The sequence below is a fragment of the Pseudomonas sp. MONT-RG-20F-20-E-7-02 genome (genome assembly GCF_022662395.1).
Classification (GTDB): Bacteria; Pseudomonadota; Gammaproteobacteria; order Pseudomonadales; family Pseudomonadaceae; genus Aquipseudomonas.
Genome location: NZ_JAKNQN010000007.1, coordinates 1 through 15,122, shown reverse-complemented (window position 1 = coordinate 15,122; position 15,122 = coordinate 1). Strand labels below are relative to the sequence as shown.

The 15,122-nt window shown below is 60.7% G+C and carries 13 protein-coding genes; 7 read left to right on the top strand and 6 right to left on the bottom strand.

Translation table 11 applies throughout. From position 1 onward, the window contains the following. The first annotated feature begins 10 nt into the window (after positions 1-10). The 3 genes from acpA to L8I05_RS20105 all read left to right on the top strand — a co-directional run bounded on the left by acpA (position 11) and on the right by L8I05_RS20105 (position 3,675). A complete protein-coding gene (acpA, locus tag L8I05_RS20115; RefSeq protein ID WP_242171191.1) occupies positions 11-1,711 on the top strand; it encodes an acid phosphatase in 1,701 nt (566 codons plus the stop codon). A 122-nt stretch (positions 1,712-1,833) separates the two neighbouring features. Next, positions 1,834-3,003, top strand: a complete 1,170-nt coding sequence (locus tag L8I05_RS20110) for a hypothetical protein (protein WP_242171190.1) — start codon at positions 1,834-1,836, stop codon at positions 3,001-3,003. Between the two features lie 147 nt (positions 3,004-3,150). After that, entirely contained in the window at positions 3,151-3,675 is a 525-nt protein-coding gene (locus tag L8I05_RS20105) for an SET domain-containing protein-lysine N-methyltransferase (protein ID WP_242171189.1), read from the top strand. On the opposite strand, the gene can is transcribed toward L8I05_RS20105, so the two are convergent. Continuing rightward, on the bottom strand, positions 3,672-4,316 hold the full coding sequence (can, locus tag L8I05_RS20100) for a carbonate dehydratase (protein ID WP_177016628.1): 645 nt from the start codon (positions 4,314-4,316) through the stop codon (positions 3,672-3,674). The genes L8I05_RS20105 and can overlap by 4 nt on opposite strands. Positions 4,317-4,455: 139 nt before the next feature. Here can and L8I05_RS20095 point away from each other — a divergent pair, with 139 nt between their 5' ends. Continuing rightward, positions 4,456-4,860: a serine kinase/phosphatase gene (locus L8I05_RS20095; protein WP_159954014.1), complete on the top strand. Its 405-nt coding sequence runs from the start codon at positions 4,456-4,458 to the stop codon at positions 4,858-4,860. Positions 4,861-5,009: 149 nt separating this feature from the next. Here the strand turns inward: L8I05_RS20095 and rimI are convergent, their stop codons facing one another. After that, entirely contained in the window at positions 5,010-5,462 is a 453-nt protein-coding gene (gene rimI / locus L8I05_RS20090) for a ribosomal protein S18-alanine N-acetyltransferase (RefSeq protein WP_094948846.1), read from the bottom strand. Continuing rightward, entirely contained in the window at positions 5,455-6,198 is a 744-nt protein-coding gene (locus L8I05_RS20085; protein WP_242171527.1) for an energy transducer TonB, read from the bottom strand. The genes rimI and L8I05_RS20085 overlap by 8 nt, the downstream gene beginning before the upstream one ends. Before the next feature lie 187 nt (positions 6,199-6,385). On the opposite strand from L8I05_RS20085, the gene mksB reads away from it, so the two are divergent. From mksB to mksF, 3 genes are read left to right on the top strand one after another with little or no spacing between them, the layout of a single operon-like run. After that, positions 6,386-7,663: an Mks condensin complex protein MksB gene (gene mksB, locus L8I05_RS20080; RefSeq protein ID WP_242171526.1), complete on the top strand. Its 1,278-nt coding sequence runs from the start codon at positions 6,386-6,388 to the stop codon at positions 7,661-7,663. Continuing rightward, the gene (mksE, locus tag L8I05_RS20075; RefSeq protein WP_159954012.1) at positions 7,653-8,360 is read left to right on the top strand and encodes an Mks condensin complex protein MksE; all 708 of its coding nucleotides are present in this window, start codon (positions 7,653-7,655) and stop codon (positions 8,358-8,360) included. Before mksB ends, mksE begins: the two co-directional genes overlap by 11 nt. Next, positions 8,357-11,197 (top strand): Mks condensin complex protein MksF, encoded by a 2,841-nt coding sequence (mksF, locus tag L8I05_RS20070; RefSeq protein WP_242171187.1) that lies wholly within the window; start codon positions 8,357-8,359, stop codon positions 11,195-11,197. Before mksE ends, mksF begins: the two co-directional genes overlap by 4 nt. A gap of 165 nt (positions 11,198-11,362) precedes the next feature. Here the strand turns inward: mksF and L8I05_RS20065 are convergent, their stop codons facing one another. Genes L8I05_RS20065 through L8I05_RS20055 form a run of 3 tightly spaced genes read right to left on the bottom strand, consistent with a single transcriptional unit; the run spans position 11,363 to position 14,928 of the window. Then, positions 11,363-13,666 (bottom strand): MlaD family protein, encoded by a 2,304-nt coding sequence (locus L8I05_RS20065; protein WP_159954010.1) that lies wholly within the window; start codon positions 13,664-13,666, stop codon positions 11,363-11,365. Then, the gene (locus L8I05_RS20060) at positions 13,659-14,282 is read right to left on the bottom strand and encodes a paraquat-inducible protein A (protein ID WP_177016632.1); all 624 of its coding nucleotides are present in this window, start codon (positions 14,280-14,282) and stop codon (positions 13,659-13,661) included. The genes L8I05_RS20065 and L8I05_RS20060 overlap by 8 nt, the downstream gene beginning before the upstream one ends. After that, the gene (locus L8I05_RS20055; RefSeq protein WP_177016633.1) at positions 14,269-14,928 is read right to left on the bottom strand and encodes a paraquat-inducible protein A; all 660 of its coding nucleotides are present in this window, start codon (positions 14,926-14,928) and stop codon (positions 14,269-14,271) included. The genes L8I05_RS20060 and L8I05_RS20055 overlap by 14 nt, the downstream gene beginning before the upstream one ends. Positions 14,929-15,122: the final 194 nt, after the last annotated feature.

The following is a 15,122-nucleotide window of genomic DNA, read 5'->3' as shown; positions in this document are numbered from 1 at the left end:
ACTCCCAGCAATGAGTGACGAGCACGAAGACCGCCCTTCCCCCGATTCCATCGCCCAACCGCCGGTGGACACCAGCCGCCGGCGTTTCCTCGGGGGCGCGGCGGTGCTGGGGGTCGGCGCGACCTTGAGTGCCTGCGGCAATACCAGCGAGGCCCCGAGCACGCCGGTGACGCGGCCGCTCACGCCACAGGAACTGGACAAGGCCTTGCACGACCAGGTGAAAACCGTGGTGGTGATCTATGCCGAAAACCGCAGCTTCAACAATTTGTTTGCGGACTTCCCTGGGGTTGAGAAACCCTTGTCGGCGCTTTCTGCGGCGGATGCGCAACAACGCGACCGCGACGGCAGCCTGCTGACCACACTGCCACCCGTCTGGGGCGGCGTGTTGCAAGTCGGCCCGCAAAGTGTGGACGGGGTGACTTACCCCAGCGAAGTGCAATTCCAGCAAAACCTGCCCAACGCGCCCTTCGCGCTCAAAGGCCCGAACGCCGAAGACCTGCCGCTGAGCCTGGTCACCCGCGATTTGTGGCACGTGTTCTATCAGAACCAGATGCAGATCAACGGCGGCAAGAACGACAATTTTGTCGCCTGGGCCGATTCCGGCGGCCTGGTGATGGGCTATTACGCCCAGAGCCGTTATTCCCTGCGCCTGTGGGATGTGGCCAAGGAGTTTGTGCTCTGCGATAACTTTTTCCAGGGCGCATTTGGTGGCTCATTCCTGAACCATCAGTACCTGATCAGCGCCACCGCGCCGTTTTATCCGAACGCCGCGCAATCGGTGGCCAAGGCGCAGATCGCCACGCTGCAAAGCGATGACCCCACCGACCCGCGCCTCAAGCCGCTGGACAAGTCCCCGGCCAGCGCGATGACCGGCCCGCCGCAGTTCGGCCCCAGCGCACTGACGCCCGATGGTTATGGCGTGAACACCTTGGCCCCGCCCTATTGGCCGACCTGGATCCGCGACCCGGAAAACCCGGACTATTCCAAACCCGACCTGCCCAACGTGCTGGTGCCGCAAACCCACGAGCACATCGGCGACAAGCTGTCGAAAAAGAACATCGACTGGGCCTGGTACGCCGGGGCATGGCAAGCGACCCTCGACCAGTTCAAGGACTCGGGCGGCATTCCGAAGATTCCTAACTTCCAATACCACCACCAGCCGTTCAACTACTTCAAGCAGCAAGGACCAGAGAACCGCGTCGAGCGGGATAAACGCCTGCGTGACGGCGGCCTGGGTGATGAGTCGAGCACCAACAAATTCTTCGCCGACGCCGAGGCCGGCAAGTTGCCTGCCGTGAGCTTCTACAAGCCTCAGGGCAACCTGAATATGCACGCCGGCTATGCCGATGTGGCGTCGGGCGACCGTCATATCGCCCGCGCCTTGAAGGTGCTGCAGGAAAGCCCGCAGTGGAAAAATATGGTGGTGGTGGTGACCGTCGACGAAAACGGCGGCTGGTGGGACCACGTCGCACCGCCCAAGGGCGACCGCTGGGGGCCGGGCACACGCATTCCGGCGCTGGTGGTGTCGCCGTTTGCGCGCAAAGGCACGGTGGACCACACGGTTTACGACACCGCGTCGATCCTGCGCTTGATCACCCGAGTGTTCCAGCTGGAGAAACTCGACGGCCTCAAGCTGCGCGATGACGCCATGGCCGCCCGCGGCCAGAAGCCCATGGGCGACTTGAGTAACGCGTTGCAATTCAAGGTGTAGGTTTTCTTATCCAATAGCGACACGCCTGGCGATTTAACACGCGGTTTTACGGGTCAGCCGCTACTGTGTGTGGGTGGGCTTTCACCCCGCGCAGACGGGCTTTCGCTGACAAGGAACCAACTATGTTTAAACCGACCAGGCTGTCCTTCACCCTGGCCGCACTGCTGGCCAGTGCGGTCGTACACGCCGATATCGAAGTACCACTGGGCAGCACGCAACGCGTTACCCAGTTGTTCGCGTTTCCCAATAACTGCAACGTGATCTGCTTTCGGCCATGGACGCTGGAGCAAACCGCCGAGCATTACCTGAACCAGAGCCTGCAGCGCGACGGCTACAGCCGTGCCAAGGTGAGTGTGAAAACCCACGATGGCCAGGTCTCAGCCACCTTCATCGGCGTGCCCGACCACTACGGTCAGCCCTTGACCACGCTGCTCAATACCGCTGATCTTGCCTACCAAGGCGCGAGCAAACTCAACAGTGACGGCAAGTGGGCTTACAACTGGTACTTGTTCCTGCCACTGGGCATGGCCCTGGAAAACCGCAAAAGCATCGAGCTGCTGCACTTCCCGCCGGATTACTCACTGACCCAGGCCCAGGATTACCTGGAATCGGCCACCACTGACCGTTGGGCCACCTTGCTCACCGACAATGGCATCCCGGCTACCGAAACCCCGGCCTACCAGACCATCATCGATATCGCCCCGATCGCCGCACCGTCCAACGCGGGTAAGGACCTTGAAAGCGTCTACAGCTACTTCACCGACTATCAGACACGCATGGTCAAGGAACTGAGCCTGCGCAGCAGCGGCTCATTGCCGATGGTGGCGTTCGGCGCACCGGTGCGCAACTGGATCAAGCAACAATACGGCCAGGCAGTGGGCGTGCTGGGCCTGGCGCAGATCAGCCCGGCAGCGGGCAAAACCGTGTCGGTGCTGGGCGCCAACCACCCGAGCTACATTTGGTATGCGGCAGACCCGGCAACCTACGACGGCAATGAACAAAAAGCCGACGAAGCCGGCTTGAAGGTGATGGGGCAAGACCTGAGCGCTGCCTGCTGGCAGGCCGGCATGGGGCAGAAACCTGCCAGCGACCCGAACGTGTTGCTCAAAGCGTGCATGAACACCTGGCAGGTCACGCGCAAGGAGCAGACCTGTGAGCTGTTCTACACCTCGGTGCGTAACCTCACCCCGGAGCAAGCCAACGCCAAATGCGCCACGCCCCCCATCAAGGCACAGCTCAAACAACTGAAGACTCCTGCCCCAACGCCCGCCATCACCGCACCCGCCTTGTAGTGCGCATAAAAAATAGCCGATTGCTACTGTCAAAGTTGACAGTAGCAATCGGCTATCTGTTCGGCGAGTCTTGAGCTGGGCCCATTCGCTGCAAGACTGGCAGTCAGACACCATTCGCAGGTCGATGCAGCCCACCCAAGGAGCGTGATGAAAACTCAAGCCAAGGATAAGGCTGCTGGCGCGGACGATGACTGCCTTTACCCGTTTGCGACAACGCTGGCGGAGTGCGGGTACCCATCGACCCGTCAATTTGAGCTGGTACGCGACGAGAACGGCGAAGCCGTGGGCATCAAGTCTCGCGTGGCCTTCGACAGCCGCACGCTCATCGCCAAGGTGTTCGGCTATGCGTTGAGCGAGCGCCGCCTGCATACCTTCCAGATCTCGGCGCGCATCCGGCTGTATGACCCGTGGGTGTGCGGCCAGCTGCAACACTCCTGCGAGCCGAATGTGTACTTCGACACGTCCTATCTGGAGCTCTGGTCAGTCATGCCGATTGCCGCCGACACCTGGCTGACTATTGACTACGCCACCACCGGCGACGTCCTGCCCCGCCAGTTTGCCTGTGAATGCGCCAGCCCCAACTGCCGGGGCTGGATCAAAGGTCCAGAGGAACAGCTCAGCCCGGAAGGCCAGCGGTTCCTGGAGCAGCGCGACCGTGAAAAACGCGATTAAGCGTCACCCAACGGGCGCAGGCGATATTGCGGCGGCAGTTGCTCAAAGCCACTGATGGTGGTGTTCAAGCTCTTCCAGCGGCCATCCTTGATGCCGTAGATGCAGCCGTGAATCGACAGGCTCTGCCCGCGGTGCCAGGCGTTTTGCACAATGCTGGTGTGGCCGACGTTGGCGACCTGCTGAATCACATTCAGCTCGCAGAGGCGGTCGACGCGCTCTTCTTCGGTCGGCAACTGGGCCAGCAGGTCGCGGTTTTCGTAGTAAAGGTCACGAATGGTGCGCAGCCAGCCGTCGATCAGGCCGAACTGGCGGTCCTGCATTGAGGCGCGCACGCCGCCACAGCCATAGTGGCCGGTGACGAGGATGTGTTTGACCTTGAGCACGTCGACCGCGTACTGGATCACCGACAGGCAGTTCAGGTCAGTGTGCAGCACCACGTTGGCCACGTTGCGGTGCACGAACAGATCGCCCGGCAGCATGCCGACGATCTCGTTGGCCGGCACGCGGGCGTCGGAGCAGCCGATCCACAGGTATTCCGGGGTTTGCTGGCGGGCGAGCTTGGCGAAGAATTCGGGATCTTCCTGTTTGATCGCGTCCGCCCAGCGTTCATTGTTATCAAGCAGGTCTTGTAGTTCGTTCATCAGGGAAAGCCTCAGGAATGATGCGCAGCTGTGTGACAGACAACCGCTCGTCCGGGTCACGCAAAGCGTCAATTAGCTTGAATCTTTAGGGCGCCGTGCCTGTCAACACACTATAAGCCCCACAGTATGAGGATTGGCCATGACTGAATCACGACGTCCCTACGGCGCTACACAGCCGGAACCGATTGATGACAACGAAGACCGCATGGGCTCGATGCGCGAGTTGGATTTTGACGAGGAAGAGCCGACGGCCGAAATCGGTGATGAGATTCCACCGGGAGAGCGCGAGCAGCTGATGCCCGACGAACGGGTACGCGAAGCGGGCATGACCGGCGCATCGACGGCCGACCATGAGCCAACTGACGATGACATGAGCCCGGAAACGCTGATCCATGAGGATGGCGCGCGGGATGCCCGGGAAGAAGGCGAGGACAGCCCGGCAGATTACGACTTGAGCATCGTCGATGAAGATGAGATTGGCGGCGGCAACGGGCTGGATGAGGCCGAGTTGGCCGATATCGACCCGGTAGACGGTAACCGCTGACACAACATTGCCCCAACGGCAAACAATGCCCCTGTGGGAGCTGGCTTGCCTGCGATGGCATTACCTTGGTCTCACTGAAACACCGAGGCGCCTGCATCGCGGGCAAGCCCGGCTCCCACAGGGGCCTGCTTGCACATTGGGTTGTGTGTTCAGTCGATGAGGGTGCAGGCCATCACGACCGCATCTTCGCGGCCACCCACCGCTGGGTAGTAATCGCGGCGACGGCCGATTTCATTGAAACCGTAACGCTCATACAGGCGGAACGCCCCGGTATTGCTGTCGCGCACTTCCAGGAAGCATTCCCGCGCACTGGCGGCATACGCGCGGGACATCAAGTGTTCCAGCAGCGCCAAGCCCAGACCGCGACCCTGGTTTTCCGGCTTGACGGTGATATTCAGCAGATGCGCTTCATCAAGAATAATCTGCACCACGCCGTGGCCCACCTGCTGCTCACCTTCGAACATCAGCCAGATCTGGTACTTGCCCAGCCCATCGAGAAAAATCCCACGGGTCCAGGGATGGCTGAACGCCGCGTACTCGATTTTCAGTACAGCGTCGAGGTCCGCCTCGGTCATCGGGCGGAAGGATAAAGCTTCACTCATCGGTACTTTTCCAGCGCGCCATCAGCCGGCGCATGGCTTGCCAGACATCAGCCTTACGCTGTGGCTCTTCCATTAATAATTCCAGGCCCGGCAAGGCCCACACCGAACCCAGGCCTTCAACCTGCAGTTCGCGATACCAGGCTTCGGCATTCGCTTCACCGGCAAACCGCACAGCAGGCAGGCCGATCAACCACAGGCACACGCAGGGTTCGTCTTCCAGGCGTGCCGAAACAAAACCCTGGACAAAATCTCGCGCGGCTTCCGGGCCTTGGTCCATGGTGCCGCGCACCAGCAGCGGCCAGCGCACCGGGTCGCCGACGATTTGCGGGCTGTCGGGCAGGCCGGCAGCGCGCAGCATGTCCTTGAGCAGCATGTAGGCCGGGTCGCGGGTCTGGAAGCGCTCACCTGTGGGTAACTCCACCAGCAACAGGCAGCGCCCGGCGCGCAATAATTGCAGGGCAAAACGCGGCGGCGGCACCACTGGGGCCTTGGCCACCGGCGTTACTGCTTCGGCGACCACCGGCTTGGCCATGGGCGCCGGGCGCGGCACTTCGACCTTCACCCGCTCAACGCCAGGGCGCGATTCGGGCGTGGGCTTGACCACGGCAACCGGCGCGGCCGCTTCCTCGCCCGACACCTCGCACGCCTCATAGGGCTCAAGCGCCTGCAGCAGCTCGGGCCGCGACGGGGCGGCAAACGGCAGTTCGGTGCGGGGCAGCCAGTTGACCACCTGCATGGCGGTCAAGTAAGCGCGACGTCGGGACTCGATAAGCACAGCTCGGCCACTTGTGGATAAGTAAAGAGCGGGGATTCTACCGCTGTTCGGTAACAATCGCCCACTGTGCACTGACCGGCTGTGGATAAATCCCGTGCCCGATGCAGTACAATCGCGACTTTTAATCGCCAACCAGCCGGCCATTCCGATGATCGAACCCAAGCGCGTCTTGCGCGCCCTCGCCGAACACTGGGCCCTGCTTGAGCCACTGTGCGAACACTTCGACCAAGGCACCCTGAGCCTGGGCGAGTTGCGCGCACAACTGGCGGCCCAACAACTGGACAGGACGCCCCAGGACATCACCAGCCTGCTGGACGTGTGGATTCGCCTGGATATCCTGGTGCCTGTCGCCAAGAGCCCGAACCGTTTCGAGCTCAACGCGCAGATCCACGACTTCCTCGCCTATCTTCGCAAGGAGCACCGGCTTGGCCTGTGCCTGGAAATTGAAGCCTACCTGCGCCACCTCGAGCGCCTGGCCGGCTACATTCAAGACGCCTTCGACATCCGCGATGGCCACGACCTGGCCCGCCAACTGCGTCTGTTGGACATGCGCGTACGCGATGTACTGAAAAAACTCGCCAACGACGAACAAGCCCTCGCCGCCGTGGCCGACCGCGCCAAGACCAGCGACCGGCAAATCCCTTTGCGCCAGCGTTACGCTGAAGTCCTGGCGACCTGGGATGAATACGTCGAGCCAATGATCCAACTGGTGAACGCCGACGGCGCCTTCGAACAAGGCGTGCGCAAGGTCGAGAATGTGCTGTTGCGCATGCTCACCGAGCAACAGCGCCTCGGCCACCTGGTCGACGACGACATGCTGCTGCGTACCCACGCACGCATCCTCGAAATGCAGACCAGCGCCCAGCTGACCTTGCGTCACGCCCGCGAATTGCTGCTGCCGCTGCGTGAAGAAGCGCGCCGGCACAACGCCGTGACCCGTGGTGCGGCGCTGGCCCTGTCGGCCATCCGCCGTAAAGGCCTGGACGCGGTGCCTCAGGCGGCGATGCCGATGTTTACCCGGCCGCAAAGCACCTTTCTCGGCAGCGCGAGCCAGGTGGAAGCCTATGTGTACGCGCTGGCGAACTTCGAGCCGAAACCAGCGAAATTCCCCAAAGCGCACAAATCCCACAAGGGCGACACCCAACGCGCACCGCGCACGGTCAAGGAAATGCTCGAGCGCTGCGAAGACGCGCTGCCGATGCCGGACCTGATGACCTGGCTGCTGGAGCAGGAACCGGACGGCGCCACCGACGAATTGCTGTACTGGTTCTCGCGACTCTCGCGTGAAAAACGCTTCAAGCGCGAACGCCTGGAACGCCGCGATTACCACACACACGAGCATCAGGTCAGCCTGCGCTCATTCGCCCTGCTCCCGGCCGGCGCCGACGCTACCGAGAATTCTGCGAGCACACCTTATGCATCTTGATCTTTCCGAACTGTCCCAGCTGGCGCCGATCTTTCGCGAGCTGTTCAAGGGTTACCACGTCAGCCGCCGCGACCCGGAGCTGTACGCGCAACTGTCGAACTTCCAGGACCAGTACCGCACGCTGTTCAAGGCCCTGGGTTTTGAGCTGGTGTGCGACACGCGTGGCTTCTACTACTTCGTGCCGGACACCGCCGTGGCCGCCGCGCAAGTGAACAAGACCGCTCAGCGCCTGGCGCTGTTCACCTTCATCATTGTCGAGCACTTGGCCGACCAGGGCCGTGACCCGATTGCCGTGCTCGACGGTGGCAGCCTGGGCCGCGATGAGTTGCCGTCGTTGCTGGAGAAGTACCGCGACCTGTTTATCCAGGCCGAAGTGCAGACCCAGGAAGAGCTCGAAGAAAAAATCATGCGCCGCATGACTCAACTGGGTTTTGCCAGCGAAGACAACGGCGTGTATCGCTTCCTGCCGCCGATGCACCGTTTCCTCGACGTGTGCCTGTCGGTGCAGCAGGACCGCGACCTCGCGGCCAGTGTGCACAGCGTGTTGCCATTGCCGGCGCCGGTGATCATCGACGAAGACAGCGATGAAAAACTGTTGAAGACCGACGACCCGCTGGACCTCAGTGACTTTGCTGAAGAAAGCGAAGAAGACGCCCTTGCCCGCGCCATTGCCGAAGAACAGGAGACCGATGCATGAGTAAGGAACGCTACGGCATCCGCCGCTTCGCCCTATTGAACACCGCCGGTTACAGTCTGGGCCTGTTCCCGCTGGAAGAGCCGCTGTCGGTGTACGGCGCGAACAACCTGGGTAAATCCGCGTCGATCAACGCCCTGCAATTCCCGATTCTGGCGCGCATGACGGACATGAGTTTCGGCAAGTACACCCTGGAACAATCCCGGCGCTTCTACTTTGCCACCGACACCAGCTACATCCTCGTGGAGGTTTCCCTGCCCCACGGCCCGCACGTGATCGGTGTGGTCGGACGCGGTCCGGGCGGCGGTTTTGGCCACCAGTTCTTTGCCTATGCCGGCAAGTTGGACCTGGCGCATTACCAGAAGAACGACACCTGCCTGCGTCAGAAAGAGCTGTTCACCAACCTTGAGCGCGAAGGCCTGAAAGCCTACGAACTCAAGCCGGATGAACTGCGTCGTTTGCTGGTGGGCGGCCACACGTCGATCCCGCTGGACCTGACCCTGATTCCGCTGCGCTCCACCAGTGAGCAGAGCCTGAAGACCTTCCGCGCGCTGTTTATCAACTTGCTGCACATGCGCGAAATCACCGCAGCCAAGCTCAAGCAGTTGTTCCTGGATGCCTTCGAACACAGCCTGCGTTCGGGCAGCGTGGATTACATTGCCGCGTGCGAAGAAGCCTTCCGCGATGTGCGACGTATGGAGCAGGACTACCACTCGCTGGTAGCTGCCGGTCCGCTGGTTGAAGCCTTGGCCAACGGCGTGAAACAGCGCGACATTTTGCGCGGCAAATTGCATCGCTTGTCGCCGCTGCTGGACTCGTTGCTCGGCACCTGGTCGGACTACGCCAGTGCGCGCAAGGAAGAGCTGACCATCCAGGCCGAGCACTACCGCAATGAGCAGGACGCGCTGCAAAACGATCAGCGTGGCGGCACCCAGGAGCTGATGCGCCTGGAGCGGGAAATCAGCGGCATTCAACGTTGGCTCGGCGAGCTGTCGGTGCTCAAGCATCGTTTTGCCTTGGTCGATGACGTCAAAGTGCTCGAGCAGCAATTGCTGGCGGCCAAGGATGCCCACGACGAATTGGCGGGTGCCCTGGCGCAGTCGCGACAGTTCAGCGCCGAGGACCTGGACGAGCGTCTGCGCGATTTGGAAAAGCGCTTGAAGTCGGTCAAGCAGCAGCTTGATCACGCCGATAACAACAGCTACGCCAAACTGCGCGAGGAATTCTCGCAGCAGGATGTCGAGCGTCTGATGCGCTTGTTCAACAGTTCGTTGTTCAGTCTGCCATTGGGCGAGCATGGCATTACGCTGGATGAGGACGGCCAGTGGGTTAAATCCCTGGAGCAGATCCTCGATGGCTTCAAAGGTGAGCGTTTTGAAGTGCCGGGGCTGTCCATCGACATCTCCCACATCGAGCCACCGGCGTTGCAGGCCCTGGCGGATCGCGCGGCGTTGCGCGACCAGAAAGAGCGCCTGGAAAAAGAACTCAAGCAGCTCAAGACCCAGCAGGCTGTAGCCTCTGACCGCGCTGCGAGCAAGACCCAGACCGAAGCGCTGTACCAGCAGGTGCTGGATGCGCAGAAGGCGCTGGAAGACTTCCGTCGCGCGCAGACACTGAGCGCCGAAGAAGGCGAGAAGCTGGAAAACCTGGCGCAGATGGAAGCCGCGCAGGATGAGTTGAAGCGTTCCAGCGATGCCTTCACCGAACGCGTGCAGCAACTGTCGGCCAAGCTGCAGTTGGTGGGCCGCCAGATTGGCGATATGGAAGCCAAGCAACGCACGCTGGATGATGCGCTGCGCCGTCGCCAGCTGTTGCCGGCAGACTTGCCGTTCGGCACGCCGTTCATGGACCCGGTCGACGACTCCATGGACAACCTGCTGCCGCTGCTCAATGACTATCAGGACAGCTGGCAAGGCCTGCTGCGCGCCGATGGCCAGATCGAAGCCTTGTATGCGCAGGTGCGTCTCAAAGGTGTGGCCAAGTTCGACAGCGAGGATGACGTCGAGCGTCGCCTGCAACTGCTGATCAACGCCTATGCGCACCGCACTGATGAGGCGCTGACCCTCGGTAAGGCGCGCCGTGCCGCCGTCACCGATATCGCGCGCACCTTGCGTAATATCCGCAGCGACTACGACAGCCTGGAACACCAGTTGGCGTTGTTCAACCGCGAGATCAACAAGCGTCAGGTGTCCAACCTGCAGAGCTTCCGTATCGTGCTGGCACCGAACAAGGAAGCCCTCAAGCATATCGACCAGATCATCCACAGTGCCGGTCAGTATGAAGAAGGCGAGACGCTGTCGGTGTTCGACCTCAGCCAGAGCGCCGAACAGGACAACAAGAACGAGGAGGCCAAGGAATACCTGGCCCGCCTCGTGGCCGCCAACCATAACCAGTTGGGCCTCAAGGACTTGTTCGAGCTGGCGTTCGAGATCACTAAGGTGCACGGCCAGCCGGTGATTCACACCGACATCGATGGCGCGGCGTCCAACGGCACCACCATGACCATCAAGGCGCTGACCAACATGTACTTGTTGTTGCACTTGATGGACCGTGACCAGGCAGGGCGCGTGCGCTTGCCGTATTACCTGGATGAAGCGGCGGACATCGACGAGAAGAACCAGGCGGCGTTGCTGGAAACCAGCTTGCAGCTGGGCTTTGTGCCGATTCTGGCCAGTGTGAAGCCGCAGGTGTCCGCCCAAGTGGCGATCGACCTGGAAGGCGGCAGCGGGCCGAATGGTATCTACATTGATGAGGCGGACTGGAAGTACATCCGTCGTCATGATGTGGTGAAAGCCACGGTGAATGTGCAGGCAGATGAGCCGGAGTTGGATGAGGTTTAAGCCACTGAGCTGAAATGCAAAAAGGCCGCGATCTTATGGATCGCGGCCTTTTTTGTTGGTTTTTTGTGGTGTTGCTGATGGCTTCATCGCGGGCAAGCCCGCTCCCACATTGGAATGCAAATCTCCTGTGGGAGCCGGGCTTGCCCGCGATAGACGCGCCTCGGTTTATTTGCCGAGCGGGATTTTAGGCGCCCAGGTCAGCCATTCATCTTCAAACTTGTCGAACAGCGGGAAGGTCTGCTGCGGGCGCGCGGCGTTACCCATGCGCTCGCCGTCCGGCGTGGCGAAGGCGATGCCGCCCGCGACCAGCGTCTCCAAAGATTCGGTACGTACCGTCGCGCCTTTGAACAGGCCGAAGTCGAGGCCGAAGCCGCTGGTGTTCCAGAACCGGCTGCCGCTGCGCACCAGCGGCGCGTATTTGGGCTCGATCAGGATGTGGATCAGCACGCGGTCGGCGGTCTGGCCCAGCTCGTAGCCGGTGACTTTGCCGACGGTGACTTCGCGGTAAGTGACCGGTACGCCTTCTTTCAACGAGCCGCGGCGTGCGGCGCTGAGGACCAGGCTCAGGCCTTCTTCCTGATGAGCTGCCTCTGGCGGTTTGTCCAACGCGACGAAGGCCTTTTGCGGGCCGGCGTTTTTCGCCGAGGGTTGTACCTCGATGTATTGGCCGGTCACCAGGGTTTCCAGGTTCGAGGTTTTCATAAGGCCCAGCTCAGGCTTGACCACCCAGAACTGACTGCCCGCGCGTGCGATCCGATCGGCGACTTGAGTGATGCGCGCGCTGAGCAATACCGACTGCATGTCGGCACTCAGGTCGACACTTTCGATCTTGCCTACGTCCAGGCCTTTGAAGCGTACCGGCGTGCCAGGGCGCAGACCGTCGGCGCGGTCAACCTTGATGGTCACCAGAGTGCCATGTTGGTTGGCAGCCTCGCGGTCGGCAAACAGGCGGAAACGCGGGATGCGTTTTTTCAGCGGTACGTTCGGTTCCGGGGTTTCGAAGGCGATACCACCGGCCATCAGACTGGCCAGGGATTCACTTTTCACTTGGATACCGCCGGTGAGGCCGCCAGTCAGCGTGACACCGCTGGCATTCCAGAAGCGCGTGGAGCCGTTGACCAGGTTCTCGTACTCCTTCTCGATATGAACGCCGATCACCAATTGTTTGTTTTTGCGCGAGAACTGGTAGCTCTGCACCGAACCGACTTTGACTTGTTTGTAGAGGATCGGGCTGCCGACATCCAGGGAGCCGAGGTTGTCGGTGAACAGCACCATGTGCAGGCCTGGGGAGCGCAGGTCCAACGGTGGCGCCTTGGCCCGGGCGACGAACTCACGCTGTGGAGCGCTGCCTTTGTCGCCGGGACGAATGGCGATGTAGTTACCTTTGACCAGTGCCTCCAAGCCGGTGATACCGGCCAGCGAAATGGACGGCTTGACCACCCAGAACTGCGTGTCTTGCACCAGGTAGTCTTCGGCCAGTGGGTCGAGGGTCAACTCGGCATTGGCGCTGGACAGGTCCGGGTCAATCTTCAGGGTTTTCAGGCTACCGACCTGAATGCCCTTGTACATGACCGGCGTACGCCCGGCCTGCAGGCCTTCGAAGTCGGTGAGTTTGACCTTGACCTTGATGCCGGCTGCGGCGGCGTCGAAATCTTCGTAGAGTCGGAAAGGCAAGCTCGGGTCGGTCGGCGGGCTGTCCTTGCGATTCTCGGGGGTGGCGAACGCAATGCCGCCAGCGACGATGCTGGAGAGGGATTCGCTGCGCACTTTGACGCCGGAAAGGTTGGCGTCGATGCTGATGCCGCTGGCGTTCCAAAAGCGTGTGTGTTTACGCACCAGGCTGGCGTAGGTCGGCTCAATGTAGACCTTGATCTCGACCGTGCTCTGGTCTTCCGACAGCAGGTAGCTTTTGACCTGGCCGACCTGAATCTGTTTGTAAAACACTGGGCTGCCACGGTTGAGCGAGCCGAGGCGGTCGGCCTTGATCGTCAGGTGCAGGCCGGGTTTGGCGTCAGATAAAGGCGGCTCTTCGGAGAGGGCCTTGAACTTGCGGGTGGGTTCACCGTCGCCCGGGCTGGCGGCAATGTAGTTGCCCGAGACCAGGGTTTCCAGGCCAGTGATGCCGGCAAGGCTGACGCTGGGTTTTACCAGCCAGAAGCGTGTGTTGGTCTTCAGGTATTGCTCAACATCCTTGTTCATCTCGATGGTGGCAATCACCCCGCGATTACTGCCCTCGTCGTCCAGGGCCAGGGTCTTGACCTTGCCGACGGACATGCCCTTGTAGACCACTTCGGTCTTGTTGGCCTGGATACCTTCGCCACTTTCAAAGCGCACCTGGATCTCCAGACCTTGCTGGGAATAGGCACGCCACCCAAGCCAGCCACCGATGATCAGGGCAACCAGTGGCAACACCCAAATGGCCGACCAGTTGGAAGCTGGGCGGGTTTTAGCTTTTGGCAAATCACTCATGGTCGTCGTCCGACTCCGTGTTGTCCCAAATCAGTCGGGGATCAAAAGTTACTGCGGCAAGCATCGTCAAGATCACCACACTGGCGAACGCGGCAGCACCGAGATTGGCCTCGACACTGGCAAGTCGCCCAAAGTTAACAACCGCCACCAGGATGGCGATCACGAAGATATCCAGCATGGACCAGCGGCCAATGAATTCGATAAAGCGGTACATGATAATGCGTTGCTTCGCGGACAGCGGCTGATGACGCTGCACCGAGAACAGTAGCAGGCCGATGCCGATCAGCTTGAACGTCGGCACCAGGATACTGGCGATAAACACCACCGCGGCGATAGGGAACATGCCGTGCTGAACCAGTTGGATCACGCCGGCCATAATGGTACTTGGATCGCCCTGGCCAAGGGAGTTGATGGTCATAATTGGTAATAGGTTGGCGGGGATGTACAAGATCGCCGCCGTGATCAGCAAGGCCCAGGTACGTGTGAGACTGTTGGGCCGGCGGGCATGAATCAGCGCACCGCAACGCGTGCAGAGCTGCTCATCGGTATCAGCCTCTTGCTTGTTCAGCTCGTGACATTCGGTACAAATCAGAATGCCTGCATCAATCGCCCGCATGATCATCCTCTCCTGACAACGCTTGCCAGATCTGGTGGGGCGACATCACCACCTCAAGCAGTACCTGAACCATTAATAGACCGATGAAGCAGCCCAGACCCAGGCCGATCGTGATGGAGGCCATGTCAGCGAGCTTGACGATCGCCACGAGCACGCCCATCAGGTACACCTCCAACATCCCCCAGTCCTTCAGGTGATGGTAAATACGGTAGAGCAACAGCCCATAACTGCGGCCGACCTTCCAGCGAATGCTGAGCAACACTGCCAGTTGGCAGAGCAACTTGAGCAGGGGAATGCCCATGCTGCACAGGAACACTACGGCCGCGACTCCTTGCATGCCGGTATCGAACAGGCCGACAACGCCGCTCCACACGGTGTCTTCCGAGGACTGCCCGAGTAGATTGAGCTGCATGATGGGTAAAAAGTTCGCCGGGATGTAGAGCAACAGCGCCGCGAGCACGAGGGCCAGGCTGCGTTCAACGACGTTGTGACGGTGAGCGTACAGCTCGTAACCGCAACGCGGGCATTGGGCTTTTTCACCGATGGCGAGTACGGGTTTGCGCATCAGCAAGTCGCACTCGTGGCATGCCACCAGATCCTCCAGTGGTAAGTCCGACACCTTAAGGGTATCAACTGGATCGGGCATAGATAGGGCTCGAACTCTAAAAAAGGTTAGGTGCCTATTCTAGTGGTCTGGTTCAGAAATAACTGTGCAAATTTGTCGGGAGGAACTGGGGGGATCGATCTAAACGGGGGGCTCTTACACGCGGGCAGCGCGTTACTTTAATCGGCTGGCGGCATGTAAGCCTTATCGGCACTGTAGTTCCTTTTCGACCGCCC